The following is a 13,939-nucleotide window of genomic DNA, read 5'->3' as shown; positions in this document are numbered from 1 at the left end:
TTTATTTCCATTTATCCAAATCTTCTTTCCTACCCATATCCAAAACAGGCGGCACATACTTGTTCTTTTCGGCTATCTGTGTCAGGTATATATTTCTCAACCTGTTGGCCTCTGCCACCCCTTTGTCATCCAGCAACAGAAACGAATCTATCCGTGGAATATTTACAATTATCTCAGGATTTATATTCAACAGGTCGCTTATTTTATCTAAATCATTCGCCTGCAATATAAATGGCCAATAAATATCATCTCCATAAAAATGCTTTGCAATCTCATTGATTGTCACATTTTTATTGATCAAAACAATGGCTTTCAACTTCAAGGTATCACTGTTTTCCAACATAGTGAAACTCGAATCTCCTTCGTCGGAATCTACATACATCCCTGAATCTCCTCCGGAACGTACTACAAAGTCGTAAGATACTTTAACAAAAACAACAAATACAGCTAATCCCAGAATTCCCAGAATCAGCTTTATTGGTCCTTTCTTTTTTTTCTTCTTGGTCCTTTCTTCCTGCCCAAGGTGTCTTGATTTACTCATTAATTTAATCGTTATCAGAAAATAAATTGTGTCATAAAGTTATTTTTGTGAATTCTGATCAGATTTAGGTGAAATTATTTTAAGAGCCATTTCTTCCGCCAATTGAAGACTTTGCTCATTTTGCGGGTCAATAAGGCTTTGATCCATCTTTGGTATTTTTATAGTTGCATCCTTTGCCACATACGGCGGATCGTTTACTATGTCTCTGTTTTTTTCGTATATATACACCCAATAACCCTCGTGTCCATAATACTGATGCGAAATGCGCAGTAAATTTCCGTCAGATAAAGTTTGCACAACTCCTAAAAAATTGACTGTATCGTTATTTACAACCTCCTCAAAATATGAGTTACTAACCTTATCTGCGGCATTGTCACTACCTGAGAAAAACAAAAAATACACAGCCAACAACAAAGCCACAACAACAGTCAATACCGAAACCCTCTTCAAACGTGCTTTTCGCTTCTCCAAATTTGGATCATAGACTGTTTCAGCCTTTTCTTTTTCAGAGGTAACCTCCGTTTTTTCGGTTTCCGATTCGGATTTGGATTCTATTTCTGGGCTTTCATTATTGCCCGAATCATCGTTCAAAGCATCCGCAACAGATGCATCAACCACCGAAATCTTTTCCGATTCGCCCAAAGGTAGTTTAAATATATATGCCTGTGGGTTATTATCTGGTAAAAAAAGTATTTTTTTAGGTGTATTTAATCCTCCTTTAAATATTTTAAAAGTACCTAAATTGTCTATCCTAACCGTTGAAGATGCTAACAAAGCAGACTCGATACTCTGGAAGGCTATTTTTATAAACTCCTCCACTTTCGATTGGTTTATTCCTGTTTGCCCAGAAATAATCGAAGCCAACTCTGTTAAATTTACTTTTTTGCTCATTTCCCTCGATTTATGCGCTCACCCAATCTCACAACCGGTTTAAAACTTGTGTATGACGCATCCTTGCCTTTTCTTCTCTGAAAAGACCCGAAGTCGTCTATCTCCACCTCTGCTCCATCATCCAAACATTGATTTATTGAGTCTGTCAATGACCGTAACAATGAATAAATATCTAGTTCGGAAAGCATGAGGTTTGCAGACTTCAGACGCTCGACAATATCTCTAATATCCTCGTTTACCATAATTCAGCTCTAACCCGATTAACGACTGGACAAAAAGTCTATTTCCTTATCTACAAATGCGATATCTTCGCGCTGAAGGCGTTCAATGAGCGAATCTATAGTTTCGATAGTAGGCCCCATGAAGTTGAAATAGTATTCTTCATAAGTTTCATCCATTAATCCATCTTTGTCGTGAAGATTTTGAATACCAATCCTATAATTCATTGTTGCGTTCGACAAATCCTCTTTATATTGCTCCAATTGAGTTTTTAGTCTCTCTAATAATTCTTTTTGAAAAGAATAAGATGTCTTATTGGCCATTTTTTATATAATTTTGTTTTTAGAAATCAAGAGTATAAATAGTTTTGACAATAAAAAGTGTTCTTCGGCACAAAAATAAACAAAAAAGGTAAACTTACAACACCAAAACAATCAGAAAAGCATTGTTTTAGAACATACCGGCTAAAGATATCCGCCAAAGCATCCGGTCAGATATTATGATATGGTATGTTTTTCGATTCGCACAGTTCAACCAATCTAGCCTTAACATTCTTCAAATCAACATATTTAAGTGTAGACAGATCTATATCATATACTTTCTTTTCGGCACTGACTTTAATATTACTAATACCGATTCCCAACTCTTTCACTTCATCCCACATTATCACGGGAACGTGCTTCTGATCGGCAAAATTAGCGGATATTGTTGTCGAGTCGATAACCAGTATCGGTTTCGAATGCCATATAGTGAACGAAAGTATGAGTATTATCGCCAATACAATCATCACCAATCCGCAATAAAATTGCATCCCGTATTGACTTGCAAGAGCCTCTTTTATACTTACATAGAAACCTATTATCCCATAAAACACAGCAGTTCCCACCACAAAGTAACGAACCATCGCTCCACTTGCGTATCTTATCCTTATATCATTCATAATAAATTGCTATTTATCAGTTTAATCACAAAATCAATACAAAAATAAGCCTTATTGTCGATTTTTTAAGATTTTATTGCAAAATAATTCGATCAGACAACAATAAAGTTAACAATTATACAAATAAAAAGAGTTAAGTATTAGGATAATCAGAAAAAAAATTCATTATTTTGTGGTTCTGATTTTATGAAACCCGATATTTAATATAATTTTTGAAAAATATGAATGAGAATCTTGTGCCTGAGTTGAACAATGAGGAAATGAATACTTCTAATAATTCTGAACAGAACAATGAAGTAGCAAAAGAAATTGTGCAACCGGAAAATGCTACGGTAAATCAGCAAATTACTCCTACCTCTGAACTTGCAGAGGAAACTCCCGAAGAAAAAACGGAAGAAAATCAACCCGAAAAGGAGGCGGAAGCTACAATTACATTGCCCGAAACAAAAGATGGCATTGTTGAAGCTATGGAAAAACTGGTTGAGCAAAACGATGTTCCGCAGAGGGCAGACGTTGATGCGCTGAAACAGGCTTTCTATAAACTGAAATCGGCTGAAAACAACGCCAGAAAAGAGCAATTTGTTGCTGATGGCGGAAACGTAGAAGATTATGTTGCAGAACAAGATCCTCAAGAAGAACATTTCAAGGATTTATTGAACAAAATAAAAGACAAAAGAGCCAAAGCTCTTGAAGCGGAAGAAAAAATAAAAGCAGACAATCTGGCTAAAAAACTCCAGATTATCGATTCCATCAAAGCATTGACCGAAAGTTCGGACGACTTCAACAAGTTGTTCAAAGAATTCAAGGATTTGCAACAAAAATGGAACGAAATCAAGCTAGTACCTGCTAGTGAGGCAAACAACTTGTGGAAATCGTACCAAATATATTCCGAGAAGTTTTACGATTTAGTAAAAATAAACAACGAATTCAGGGATTACGATTTCAAGAAGAACATGGAACTTAAAACCCAGATATGCGAGTCGGTAGAAAAACTTCTGGAAGAATCGGACGTAGTTTCGGCATTCTATCAGTTGCAGAATTTCCACCAGCAATGGAGGGAAATTGGTCCTGTGGACAGAGAACACCGTGAAGAAGTTTGGGAAAGATTCAAGACAGCATCAACCGAAATAAACAAGAGATACCAGGCTCATTTCGAAACACTGAAAGAGCAGGAAGATACAAATCTGGCAGAAAAGACCGCCATTTGCGAAACACTGAAAGCGATTGATTATTCGCTGCTTACCTCGTTCAAAGAATGGGACGAAAAAAGCAAAGAAATAATAGCGCTTCAAGCCAAATGGAAAACAATCGGCTTTGTTCCCAGAAAAGTGAACACTCAAATTTTTGAGGAATACAGGGCATTATGCGATAAATTCTTTGAGAAAAAGGCTGAGTTTTTCAAATCACTAAAAGATGGCATGGAAGCCAATCTGGAAAAGAAAAAAGCTCTTTTGGAGAAAGCAATATCCCTCAAAGACAGCACAGACTGGGGTAAAACAACCGACGAAATGATAGCCATCCAAAGAGAATGGAAGACTATCGGAGCCGTTCCCCGTAAATTCTCGGATGCGATATGGAAAGAATTTGTTGCAGCTTGCGACTATTTCTTCGAACAAAAGAAAGCAGCCAACTCTTCGCAGAAAGAAAACGAAGTGAACAATCTGGCGAAGAAAAAAGAATTGATCGAAAAAATCAAGGCTATTGATGTAACTTCCGATGCAAAACAAGCCTCCGACGATCTGTATGCCGCTATTGAAGAATGGCGTCAGATAGGGTTTGTGCCTTTCAAAGAAAAAGACAAAATCTACAAGGAATACCAAACCGCTCTGGATGAACAGTTTGACAAACTGAAGATTGACAGATCGGAACGTAAGTTGCAGAACTTCAAATCGAACATTGACGACATTGCCGGTTCCGACAAGTCTCAAAATAAATTATATAAAGAAAGAGAGAAACTGATTTATCAGTTCAACAAGATAAAATCGGAACTGCAAACTTACGAGAATAACATCGGGTTCTTGTCTGTCTCTAAAAACAGCGGAGGGTTGCTTAAGGATATGAACAACAAGATTGAACACCTTAAGGATGAACTTGATCTGATCACGAAAAAAATTGAAACAATAGAGACTAGCATCAACGAACCAAACCAATAAGAAAAAAATGGCAACAGCATATCATAATCTTTCAGGATACGATCCTGAAACGGTACCCGATGGTTCCGAAATGAACATAGGTATTGTTGTTTCGGAATGGAACGGTGAGATTACAAATGCCCTGCTCGACGGGGCATACAAGACTCTTCTGAAACATGGTGTGAAAGAAGAAAATATAATGGTAGAATTTGTTCCGGGTAGTTTCGAATTGGTTTTTGGAGCGAAACAACTAGCCGACACTTACGAAGATTTGGATGCAATTATAGTATTAGGCTGTGTGGTGAGGGGAGATACTCCTCATTTCGACTATGTTTGTGGCGGAGTCACACAAGGCATTACGCAGCTGAACGTAGACGGGTTTATTCCGTTCATTTTCGGACTGTTAACCACCGACAACATGCAACAATCGCTTGATCGTGCCGGAGGCAAACATGGCAACAAAGGAGACGAAGCTGCAATTACTGCATTAAAAATGATAGATTTTTCTTTGCGGAATAAATAATATTACTATCTTTGCATCGCTTTTGTAAAGAGCATGGGCAGTTACCAAAGTGGCCAACTGGGGCTGACTGTAACTCAGCTGACTTACGTCTTCGGAGGTTCGAATCCTTCACTGCCCACCCAAAATGATAAAACTATTGCGGAAGTAGCTCAGTTGATAGAGCATCAGCCTTCCAAGCTGAGGGTCGCGGGTTTGAGCCCCGTCTTCCGCTCTGCAATGAAGAAGCGATTACATGATGTAGTCGCTTCTTTCTTATCTGAACACATTTTCACCGGACAATAAAGCAATGGCAGCCAGAGTACAAAATCTAACAGAAGGAAAAATTTTATCAGGACTGATAAAACTTGCCCTCCCTCTCATGGGCACAAGTTTTGTGCAGATGGCATACACACTCATGGCTATGATGTGGGTAGGACGATTGGGTGCCAGAAGTGAAGCCGCTATCGGCGCCATCGGGATGTTGCTTTGGCTATCCTCTACCCTAACCATCCTAACCATGATCGGGGCAGAGGTATCGGTAGGACAATCGATCGGAGGCAAAAGGCTGGACAGGGCAAGAAAGTTTGCCTCCCACGCCACAACTATCGCCGCCTTGATTGGAACAACATGGACTCTCATCCTTTTCTTCTGCGGAGGAGAAATATTATCATTTTTCAAATTGCCAAAAGACATAACACACGAGGCATTTGTTTTCCTGCGAATATTGGCTATTTGCCTTCCTTTCCAATTTCTATCATACACATTCGCCGGAATATACAATGGTGCGGGCAGAAGTTCTATTCCGTTTAAAATAAACATAACAGGACTGATTTTAAACATGATTCTCGATCCGATATTAATGTTTGTGATGGGGTTTGGATTTTATGGCGCTGCAATCGGCTCTGTTATATCGCAACTATGCGTGTTTGCGATGTTTACCTTTCTGCTCAAAACAAACAGGAATATATTAGGCAAATTCCCCTTCTTCATAAGACCGGATACCAAATACCTTAAACGCATATTTTTCCTGGGCACTCCTGTTTCCGTTATGAACTCGATCCATGCCTTCATCAATATGAATCTGGCCAGAGTTGCATCCATCTACGGAGGTCATATAGGCATGCTCACCCAAACAACCGGCGGACAAATAGAAGGCGTAACGTGGAACACATCGCAAGGTTTCTCTACTGCGCTCAGTGCCTATATGGCACAAAACTATGCCGCAAACAAGCCGGAACGAGGCAAAAAGGCATACCTTTATGCCATAAGAATAATGTTGATGCTGGGAGTTTTTGTCAGTATAATGTTCGTTCTGTTCGGGCATCAAATATTCGGACTGATAATTCCCGATCAGGAAGCCATGAAATCGGGGGCACAATACCTGTTTGTAATGGGGTTAGTCCAGATTTTCATGATGCTGGAGTTGACAACACAAGGAATGTTCAACGGGGTAGGCAGAACCATAGAACCCGCTATAATCAGTATAATATTCAACGCGTTAAGGATACCTCTGGCATATTACCTCGCATCTCGGTTCGGAATCATAGGAGTTTGGTGGGCGATAGCTATTTCCACGGTATGCAAAGGAATAATTTTGCCTCTATGGTTTATGGTAATTTATAATCGGATGACAAAGAAAAAAAGAAATATATGATGAAAAGAATAACCGTTTTCTGCGGTTCTAACAACGGGGCAGATCCGGAATACAAAGCTCAGGCTTATAAACTCGGACAAATATTAGCACAAAATTCCATCGAACTGGTTTATGGCGGTGCCTATGTTGGTTTGATGGGGGCTGTAGCCGATGGAGTGCTGGAATGGGGAGGCAATGTAATAGGAATCATCCCGTCATTCCTTCAAAAGAAGGAATTGGCTCACACCGGACTTTCCGAAATGATAATCGTTGACACAATGCACCAGCGCAAAGCGAAAATGGAAGAACTTTGCGATGGAATCATAGCCCTACCGGGTGGATTCGGCACATTGGACGAATTGTTCGAGATATTGACTTGGGCGCAATTGTCCTTGCACAATAAACCGACAGGAATACTCAACACCAACGGGTTTTACAATACTTTATTGAAATTTGTAGACGAAATGGTCGTTCAGAATTTTGTAAAGGGTGAATATCGGGATTTATTACTCGTAAACGAAAATCCGGACAACCTGATCAAGCAAATGAAATCTTATGTACCTCCACTAAATGATAAGTGGTTTGTTACTAATATGAATCAGTAATTGAAAAGTGTTCAATTGCATTAGTCATTTCTCGTGACTCGGCATAGCCTAAGTAAACTTGGCTCTGCTCTCGCTACTTGAAATGTTCATTTTGTCTTGACACAAAACGAACCAAAAAGTCAAGGCTTAGCTTCTCGGCGACCCGTTACAAGCTCACTGGCTAAATTGAAAGAACTCGCTTCGCTCAAACAGCTTTCAATTTTACGCCTTGTTTCGCTTAACGTGTCCCCGCCTGCGAAGCAAATGCCGTTCTGCCTAACGGGTGTAAACGTGACATTTGGCTGATTGACGGGGTACCCACACAGCGCAGATAAGCGACCAGAACAAAAAGCTGTTTGAGCATTACCAGACCACTCTGATTTTGACAGACTTTTGGTGCGAGTTATTTTTTGTTCCGCTTATAAGCTGTTTGTGGGTCGGCAAGAAGCCTGAGTCACAAAAAGCCTTTTTGATTCCTTTTGAGGATTTGGTCAAAAGGAATGCAAGCAATCTATCTGATTGCGCGCAGGATATTACATAGAATAAAAAAGAACATTTTTGTTATAATAAAGTCAACTACTGATTGGCATTACTAACTGATTTTGCTTTAATATGTTTTATAAACTATAAACAGTGTGTAAAATATATTTTCAGATAATGGAATAATGACTTATCTTTGATTGTAAGAAAATTCTATTTATTACTTAAAAATACAGGATATGGCACGGAATATAGGAGATAAGATACCTGAAATTTTAGGTGTAAATCAAGACGGAATAACAGTGAAAGCCAGCGACTATGCGGGCACAAAGTTTGTATTGTATTTCTATCCAAAAGACAGTACTCCCGGATGTACGGCCGAGGCATGCAGTTTTCGGGACAATTTTTACTATCTGAAGAAAGAAGGCTACGACATATTGGGTGTCAGTATCGACGACGAAAAGTCTCACAAAAAGTTCATCGAAAAACAAGAGTTGCCCTTTCCCCTGATTGCAGACACGGACAAAAGACTTGTCCAGGAATTCGGGTTATGGGCCGAAAAAACTCTGGCTGGCAAAAAATACATGGGCACATTACGCACAACTTTTTTGATAGATGAGAACGGAATCATCACCGATATCATAGGCCCGAAAGAAATAAAAACAAAAGACCACGCAGATCAGATATTAGATTTGCTTGCTGAAAAGAATAAAAGTAAACAACACAAATAAAAAATGGCAGAAGAAAAAAATCCGGCTCCAACAAATGAGAAGCTAAAGGCATTGCAGGCGGCAATGGATAAAATTGAAAAAAGTTATGGAAAAGGCTCCATCATGAAGATGGGAGACGAAAAAATAGAGGAAGTTCCCGTAATCCCTTCCGGGTCGATAGGATTGAATGCTGCACTTGGTGTTGGCGGTTATCCCAGAGGACGGGTTATTGAAATTTATGGACCTGAATCGTCCGGTAAAACAACATTGGCAATACATGCCATAGCCGAAGCACAAAAGGCAGGAGGTATTGCTGCATTTGTCGATGCAGAACATGCTTTCGACCGTTTTTATGCCGAGAAACTAGGAGTAGACATTGACAATTTATATATATCTCAACCTGACAGTGGAGAACAGGCTCTGGAAATTGCAGAGCAACTGATTCGCTCGTCGGCCATTGATATTGTGGTGATTGACTCTGTTGCCGCACTTACTCCGAAAGCAGAGCTTGAAGGCGACATGGGCGACTCAAAAATGGGATTACAAGCCCGTTTGATGTCGCAGGCATTGAGAAAACTTACCGCTGCCATAAACAAAACAAATACGACTTGTATCTTTATCAACCAGCTTCGCGACAAGATTGGCGTAATGTTTGGCAATCCTGAAACAACCACAGGAGGTAATGCTTTGAAATTTTACGCTTCGGTTCGACTTGACATTCGCCGCATAGGTCAAATAAAAGACGGGGAAGATGTTGCAGGAAGTTCTACCCGTGTGAAAGTGGTGAAGAACAAAGTAGCGCCTCCTTTCCGCAAGGCTGAGTTCGATATTATGTATGGCGAAGGTATTTCTCTTTCGGGCGAGATCATTGACCTTGGGGCAGAGTTAGGTGTCATCAAGAAAAGTGGTTCATGGTACAGCTACAACGACACCAAACTGGGACAAGGACGTGAAGCGGCAAAAGAAACCATAAAAGACAATCCCGAATTGGCGGAAGAACTTGAGAAACTAATTTTTGAGGCTCTGAAAAACAAAAAGTAATTGCTTCTGACAACAATAAAATAAATCCTTGAGAAACTCTTTTTCAAGGATTTATTTATTTTCATTCATCTTAGCAAGATCGGAAAAGTCATTCAATTCGGAGGTATATATTTTTGTATTGAGATAAAAAAATAAAACAAAATGGAACAAAAGATTTCGACACGGGAAGAATATCAGAAGAGGGTAAACATGATTGTTGAGTATATAAACTCACATCTTGACGAAGAACTTGACTTAGGAAGTCTTGCCGAAAAGTCGAACCTGTCTCAATGGCATTTTCACCGGATTATGAAAGCATTTCTTGGCGAATCGCTAGGCGCATTTATCATGCGGACAAGAGTCGAGACTGCAGCCCGACTGCTTCGCTACACCGATATGCCTATACAAGATATCGCTTACAAAATTGGGTATGATATGCCATCGTCGTTGTCTAAGGTATTCAAATTGTTTTATGGTGTCTCGCCTACGGAAATTAGAAACAATAAAAAATTTGTAATTATGAAGCCAATAAGATTGAATGAAGAACTAAACATCAAAAAGCCAAAAATTGTAGAACTCAACCCTAAAAAAGCGATTTATATTTCTTTGATTGGAGAATACAGCAGCCTGGATTTCGGCGGCACTTGGAGCCGATTGTGGCAATATGTGAAGGATAACAAACTATTTTCGGCTGGTATAGAGCATATCTGCATCTATCACAACGACCCTAAAATCACCGAGTCGGACAAACTTCGCACGGATATTTGTTTGGTTGTGCAGAAACCTGTTGAACCTAAAGGCGAGATTGGCGTGAAAGAAATTGAGGGAGGTAAGTACGCTGTGTTTTTGTATCAGGGTTCATACGATCATTTAAGCAGTGTTTATGACACAATTTACGAAAAATGGCTACCCGAAAGTGGCGAAAGGCTACGAGACACGGCTTGTTTCGAAAAATATGTGAACAATCCGGACAACACTGCCCCCGAAAAGCTGAAAACAGAGATATACATTCCAATAGAATGAAAAAAGATAGAGTCCTGCCAAAATGGTCAGGACTCTCCTGTTATCAGTTCAAAATAGAAATCACAGCCTGATCTTCGCTTGCCGCCTGATCATAGAACTGCTGCAATTGCTGAAAATACGTATATAAGTAGTCGAACGCTTCATCTCCTTCGTCTTCCCATATTTCAGGATAAATTTCTTTATCGGTCATATCTTCCGGATTAAAGACTTTATACAAATCGTCCTTATCCTTTTTCAGCAAAGCATTACTTATGCTTTTCACCTGATTTGGTGTAAGATAATGTGCAGGTCCGTAACCCAGATCCTGCTCCGGGTCTATCATCTGTCCGCTAAAAATAGCGCAATGCAATCCCGCCGAATTAGAGAAATCAATTTCCTCTACCCCTTTGCCTGTCAGCAAGTAAAGAATACCATCCCAAGCCTTATCAATATCCAACAAATAAGGGTCTTCATCTTCCCGCTCGTCGTCATATATTCTGTCTTCCAGCAGCGAACTATCTTTCAAATAAGAGTCTAGTTCTTCCTGACTAACTCTTAAAAAATTTGCGATCATGCTCATAACTCAAACGTATGTCTTTTATTAGTAGTTTTGTAACTTATCAACAAGCGCAAAGTAAAAGATTTTTTCCGAGTATGGAAATACACCGATATCATTATAACTTTAGTTTAGTTCTTTTAATAGAAGAATATCCATATATTTGCAGTATAAACTCTTAAAACAAATCGTATAGGAATAGAAAGAATTTAATTTAACATATTAAAAGAAAAGCGTTAGCTTTTATTCTTGCACCCTGAAACTTAGGAAATTTCAAAATGCAACAAGAGTAAGTAGTCGACGCTCACGTTGGCTTAAGTCGGCGTGGGCTTACTTGTTTGTTGCAAAGGTATCCTAAGACCTCAGGTGCAGATAAGGTTAAAGTCCCACGCTTTCGTCATTTTTATAACTGCCATATCGGGACTTGAGGCAACAAAACTTTTTTCTATGACAAAGTTTCTTTTTACTAAATCTTTACAAATCGCAGCATTACTCTTAATTGTTGTTTGTTTTAGCAGTTGCAGCGATGGCGTTAAAGATGTCCCGGATTACGCAAAAGGAGAATATAAACCTTATTTTGTGCCGTATGGGGATAATCAAACATCATTTTACGGAGAATTGGAAGGTGTTTCCAGACAGTTTAAAGTTAATGGGTTTACTTATAATGGCAGACCTTATCGAGGCCTGAACGTTCTTCTGGATGGACAGCCTGTAGGATTAATCTACACGAATGATATGTCTATCTTTTCGGGTGGTATTTCTATTGAACAATACGCAGGATCTTCTTATATAATAACTGCACTGATAGACAAAGATGAAAATGGCAATGCAACATCGAAAAACTTTTATTTTTTTGAAATAGAAAAATACGACGAAGCCGTGGAATATTTGAAAAATCTGAAAAAAGCTAAAAACCGAGAAAGCAAATATAAGGGCGAATTCCGCACATATAATTCTAAAATTGGAAAATCAGTTATTTATACCGGATTTCAAAATGCTGAAAGAAAAGATTTTGCCTCTTTATATCTTGAGTGTGGAGCAGTTGTACAACTTTTCGACAAGGAGGTTCTATACGAAGACTTGGTAGGAAAAAATATTGATTGCACTGTTATGATGGCAAGCAATGATGTTATGGACTTTACGATTACCGAATAACAATAAAACCTAAAGAATTTATATAATTATTAATCAATTAACATTTCATTTTATGAAAAAGACATTTTATTTTTTTACAAAAACTCTACTTGTTTTTAGCCTGTTATTTTTAACTAGTTGTGAGGATGATAAACTCAAAGGTAAAATTTCTTATCTGATCGCAAAACCGAATCACATCGTTAGTCGTCCGGATGGCATTGTTGTTGAATTTACAGATCATTTCAATGTAAATGTGAAATACAAAGATGCTAGTGGAAAAATAGTTACGGAAGAGGGTATTACACTTCCTTGGGAAAAGTCGTTTATTGCCGTAGCTCCATATAAAGCCGAAATAGAAATGAGTTTTTCGCTTAAAAATGATGTTGTTTTACCTAACGAACTTTGTGAACCGGGAAATCTGCTGAGAATGTTTATAGAGGCAGAAGGTGTACGTATGCGTCCCACAGAATCTAGCATTAATGAAAATGTTTCGTCGAACCCGATTTTATCCTACGACAGAAATATAAATTCAATTATCAGTAAGGGATATCGAAAATATACCTTTGATTTCACCAGAGAAAAACTGGATTGGTGGAAAAGAGGAGCAGGAGTACAATAAACACAAATCACCCCATGAATCAAAAACTCATGGGGTGATATTTATTTCTAAAAAACTACTCTTATTTATTCTTCTCGATATAATCCTCAACCACAGCTTTAGTTAATCCCATATTTGAGAAACCGCCATCGTGGAAAAGGTTTTGCATAGTAACCATGCGAGTGAGGTCGGAGAACATTACGATACAATAGTCTGCGCAAGACTCTGCACTAGCATTTCCGAGTGGAGACATTTTCTCTGCAAAATCGAAGAACGCATCCATTCCGCCAATACCTTGTCCGGCAGTGGTCAACGTTGGCGATTGAGAAATTGTATTCACACGTACTTTCTTGTCGCGACTATATACATAACCAAAGCTACGACCGATAGACTCCAGCAATGCCTTCGCATCAGCCATATCGTTATATCCGGTGAATGTGCGTTGTGCTGCTATGTGAGTAAGTGCCAAGATTGAACCGCCTTCTGCGATAGCATCCATTTTTTTCGCAACCTGCATCATTTTGTGGAAAGAAATAGCAGAGATATTCAATGTTTTGTCATAGAATCCGTAGTCAAGATCGTCATAATCACGACCTTTACGAACATTTGGCGACATACCGATCGAGTGAAGAACAAAATCAATTTTTCCTCCAAGCAACTCTTGTGATTTTTCAAATACTTGTGTCAATTCTTCCACGTTTGTTGCATCAGCGGCAATGATAGGAGCATTCAATTTTTCCGACAAACCGTTGATTTCTCCCATTCTCAATGCCATTGCCGTGTTCGAAAGTGTGATTTTAGCACCTTGTTCCACAGCTTTTTCCGCAACTTTCCATGCAATAGAGCTTGAGTTCAATGCTCCGAAAATGATACCTCTTTTTCCTTTTAATAAATTATGACTCATGGTCTTTATTTTTAATTAATAATTTGTATTACCTAATATTTTGGCACAAAAGTACGAAAAATGTGCAATTTCCATTCTTTTCCTATCAAAATA

At 38.8% G+C, this 13,939-nt stretch carries 16 protein-coding genes and 2 tRNA genes; 11 read left to right on the top strand and 7 right to left on the bottom strand.

Going from position 1 to position 13,939, the window contains the following annotated elements:
- Window position 1: 1 nt before the first annotated feature.
- From D0T56_RS07930 to D0T56_RS07910, 5 genes are all read right to left on the bottom strand, one after another.
- Window positions 2–541, bottom strand: coding sequence for a hypothetical protein (locus D0T56_RS07930; protein WP_163319603.1), 540 nt, complete (start codon window positions 539–541; stop codon window positions 2–4).
- Window positions 542–580: 39 nt separating this feature from the next.
- Window positions 581–1,432, bottom strand: a complete 852-nt coding sequence (locus D0T56_RS07925) for an HU family DNA-binding protein (protein ID WP_163319602.1) — start codon at window positions 1,430–1,432, stop codon at window positions 581–583.
- Window positions 1,429–1,674 (bottom strand): HU family DNA-binding protein, encoded by a 246-nt coding sequence (locus D0T56_RS07920; RefSeq protein WP_163319601.1) that lies wholly within the window; start codon window positions 1,672–1,674, stop codon window positions 1,429–1,431. The genes D0T56_RS07925 and D0T56_RS07920 overlap by 4 nt, the downstream gene beginning before the upstream one ends.
- Window positions 1,675–1,692: 18 nt before the next feature.
- Complete coding sequence (locus tag D0T56_RS07915) at window positions 1,693–1,974, bottom strand: hypothetical protein (protein ID WP_163319600.1); 282 nt, start codon at window positions 1,972–1,974, stop codon at window positions 1,693–1,695.
- A gap of 167 nt (window positions 1,975–2,141) precedes the next feature.
- Window positions 2,142–2,591 (bottom strand): hypothetical protein, encoded by a 450-nt coding sequence (locus D0T56_RS07910; RefSeq protein ID WP_163319599.1) that lies wholly within the window; start codon window positions 2,589–2,591, stop codon window positions 2,142–2,144.
- A gap of 260 nt (window positions 2,592–2,851) precedes the next feature.
- Here D0T56_RS07910 and D0T56_RS07905 point away from each other — a divergent pair, with 260 nt between their 5' ends.
- The 9 genes from D0T56_RS07905 to D0T56_RS07870 all read left to right on the top strand — a co-directional run bounded on the left by D0T56_RS07905 (window position 2,852) and on the right by D0T56_RS07870 (window position 10,675).
- A complete protein-coding gene (locus tag D0T56_RS07905) occupies window positions 2,852–4,744 on the top strand; it encodes a DUF349 domain-containing protein (RefSeq protein ID WP_163319632.1) in 1,893 nt (630 codons plus the stop codon).
- Window positions 4,745–4,751: 7 nt separating this feature from the next.
- Complete coding sequence (gene ribH / locus D0T56_RS07900; RefSeq protein ID WP_163319598.1) at window positions 4,752–5,246, top strand: 6,7-dimethyl-8-ribityllumazine synthase; 495 nt, start codon at window positions 4,752–4,754, stop codon at window positions 5,244–5,246.
- A 35-nt stretch (window positions 5,247–5,281) separates the two neighbouring features.
- Window positions 5,282–5,364: transfer RNA gene (locus tag D0T56_RS07895), tRNA-Tyr, on the top strand.
- Window positions 5,365–5,384: 20 nt separating this feature from the next.
- Window positions 5,385–5,457, top strand: a tRNA-Gly gene (locus D0T56_RS07890).
- A gap of 75 nt (window positions 5,458–5,532) precedes the next feature.
- Window positions 5,533–6,879: an MATE family efflux transporter gene (locus tag D0T56_RS07885; RefSeq protein WP_163319597.1), complete on the top strand. Its 1,347-nt coding sequence runs from the start codon at window positions 5,533–5,535 to the stop codon at window positions 6,877–6,879.
- Entirely contained in the window at window positions 6,876–7,463 is a 588-nt protein-coding gene (locus D0T56_RS07880) for a TIGR00730 family Rossman fold protein (protein ID WP_255491101.1), read from the top strand. The genes D0T56_RS07885 and D0T56_RS07880 overlap by 4 nt, the downstream gene beginning before the upstream one ends.
- A gap of 698 nt (window positions 7,464–8,161) precedes the next feature.
- Window positions 8,162–8,653 carry a thioredoxin-dependent thiol peroxidase gene (bcp, locus tag D0T56_RS16595; protein ID WP_185153861.1) on the top strand — a complete coding sequence of 164 codons (492 nt, stop codon included), beginning with the start codon at window positions 8,162–8,164 and terminating at the stop codon, window positions 8,651–8,653.
- Between the two features lie 3 nt (window positions 8,654–8,656).
- Window positions 8,657–9,673 carry a recombinase RecA gene (gene recA, locus D0T56_RS07875; protein ID WP_185153860.1) on the top strand — a complete coding sequence of 339 codons (1,017 nt, stop codon included), beginning with the start codon at window positions 8,657–8,659 and terminating at the stop codon, window positions 9,671–9,673.
- A 141-nt stretch (window positions 9,674–9,814) separates the two neighbouring features.
- The gene (locus D0T56_RS07870) at window positions 9,815–10,675 is read left to right on the top strand and encodes a GyrI-like domain-containing protein (protein WP_163319596.1); all 861 of its coding nucleotides are present in this window, start codon (window positions 9,815–9,817) and stop codon (window positions 10,673–10,675) included.
- A gap of 43 nt (window positions 10,676–10,718) precedes the next feature.
- Here the strand turns inward: D0T56_RS07870 and D0T56_RS07865 are convergent, their stop codons facing one another.
- The gene (locus D0T56_RS07865) at window positions 10,719–11,234 is read right to left on the bottom strand and encodes a YfbM family protein (protein ID WP_221412343.1); all 516 of its coding nucleotides are present in this window, start codon (window positions 11,232–11,234) and stop codon (window positions 10,719–10,721) included.
- 423 nt (window positions 11,235–11,657) lie between these two features.
- On the opposite strand from D0T56_RS07865, the gene D0T56_RS07860 reads away from it, so the two are divergent.
- Together D0T56_RS07860 and D0T56_RS07855 are read left to right on the top strand one after the other, a co-directional pair.
- On the top strand, window positions 11,658–12,365 hold the full coding sequence (locus D0T56_RS07860; protein ID WP_163319595.1) for a hypothetical protein: 708 nt from the start codon (window positions 11,658–11,660) through the stop codon (window positions 12,363–12,365).
- Window positions 12,366–12,417: 52 nt separating this feature from the next.
- Complete coding sequence (locus tag D0T56_RS07855) at window positions 12,418–12,963, top strand: hypothetical protein (RefSeq protein WP_163319594.1); 546 nt, start codon at window positions 12,418–12,420, stop codon at window positions 12,961–12,963.
- A 61-nt stretch (window positions 12,964–13,024) separates the two neighbouring features.
- Here D0T56_RS07855 and D0T56_RS07850 read toward each other — a convergent pair whose 3' ends face one another.
- Window positions 13,025–13,846, bottom strand: a complete 822-nt coding sequence (locus tag D0T56_RS07850) for an enoyl-ACP reductase (RefSeq protein WP_163319593.1) — start codon at window positions 13,844–13,846, stop codon at window positions 13,025–13,027.
- Between the last annotated feature and the right edge of the window lie 93 nt (window positions 13,847–13,939).

This window comes from Dysgonomonas sp. 520, assembly GCF_010501095.1.
In the GTDB taxonomy this organism is placed as follows: Bacteria; Bacteroidota; Bacteroidia; order Bacteroidales; family Dysgonomonadaceae; genus QVMP01.
This window is presented reverse-complemented; position numbering and strand designations above follow the sequence as displayed.

Excerpts from the sequence above, each read along its gene's own strand:
- D0T56_RS07930 (WP_163319603.1), bottom strand. The coding sequence starts at position 541 with ATGAGTAAATCAAGACACCTTGGGCAGGAAGAAAGGACCAAGAAGAAA.
- D0T56_RS07925 (WP_163319602.1), bottom strand. The coding sequence starts at position 1,432 with ATGAGCAAAAAAGTAAATTTAACAGAGTTGGCTTCGATTATTTCTGGG.
- D0T56_RS07920 (WP_163319601.1), bottom strand. The coding sequence starts at position 1,674 with ATGGTAAACGAGGATATTAGAGATATTGTCGAGCGTCTGAAGTCTGCA.
- D0T56_RS07915 (WP_163319600.1), bottom strand. The coding sequence starts at position 1,974 with ATGGCCAATAAGACATCTTATTCTTTTCAAAAAGAATTATTAGAGAGA.
- D0T56_RS07910 (WP_163319599.1), bottom strand. The coding sequence starts at position 2,591 with ATGAATGATATAAGGATAAGATACGCAAGTGGAGCGATGGTTCGTTAC.
- D0T56_RS07905 (WP_163319632.1), top strand. The coding sequence starts at position 2,852 with ATGAATACTTCTAATAATTCTGAACAGAACAATGAAGTAGCAAAAGAA.
- ribH (WP_163319598.1), top strand. The coding sequence starts at position 4,752 with ATGGCAACAGCATATCATAATCTTTCAGGATACGATCCTGAAACGGTA.
- D0T56_RS07885 (WP_163319597.1), top strand. The coding sequence starts at position 5,533 with ATGGCAGCCAGAGTACAAAATCTAACAGAAGGAAAAATTTTATCAGGA.
- D0T56_RS07880 (WP_255491101.1), top strand. The coding sequence starts at position 6,876 with ATGATGAAAAGAATAACCGTTTTCTGCGGTTCTAACAACGGGGCAGAT.
- bcp (WP_185153861.1), top strand. The coding sequence starts at position 8,162 with ATGGCACGGAATATAGGAGATAAGATACCTGAAATTTTAGGTGTAAAT.
- recA (WP_185153860.1), top strand. The coding sequence starts at position 8,657 with ATGGCAGAAGAAAAAAATCCGGCTCCAACAAATGAGAAGCTAAAGGCA.
- D0T56_RS07870 (WP_163319596.1), top strand. The coding sequence starts at position 9,815 with ATGGAACAAAAGATTTCGACACGGGAAGAATATCAGAAGAGGGTAAAC.
- D0T56_RS07865 (WP_221412343.1), bottom strand. The coding sequence starts at position 11,234 with ATGAGCATGATCGCAAATTTTTTAAGAGTTAGTCAGGAAGAACTAGAC.
- D0T56_RS07860 (WP_163319595.1), top strand. The coding sequence starts at position 11,658 with ATGACAAAGTTTCTTTTTACTAAATCTTTACAAATCGCAGCATTACTC.
- D0T56_RS07855 (WP_163319594.1), top strand. The coding sequence starts at position 12,418 with ATGAAAAAGACATTTTATTTTTTTACAAAAACTCTACTTGTTTTTAGC.
- D0T56_RS07850 (WP_163319593.1), bottom strand. The coding sequence starts at position 13,846 with ATGAGTCATAATTTATTAAAAGGAAAAAGAGGTATCATTTTCGGAGCA.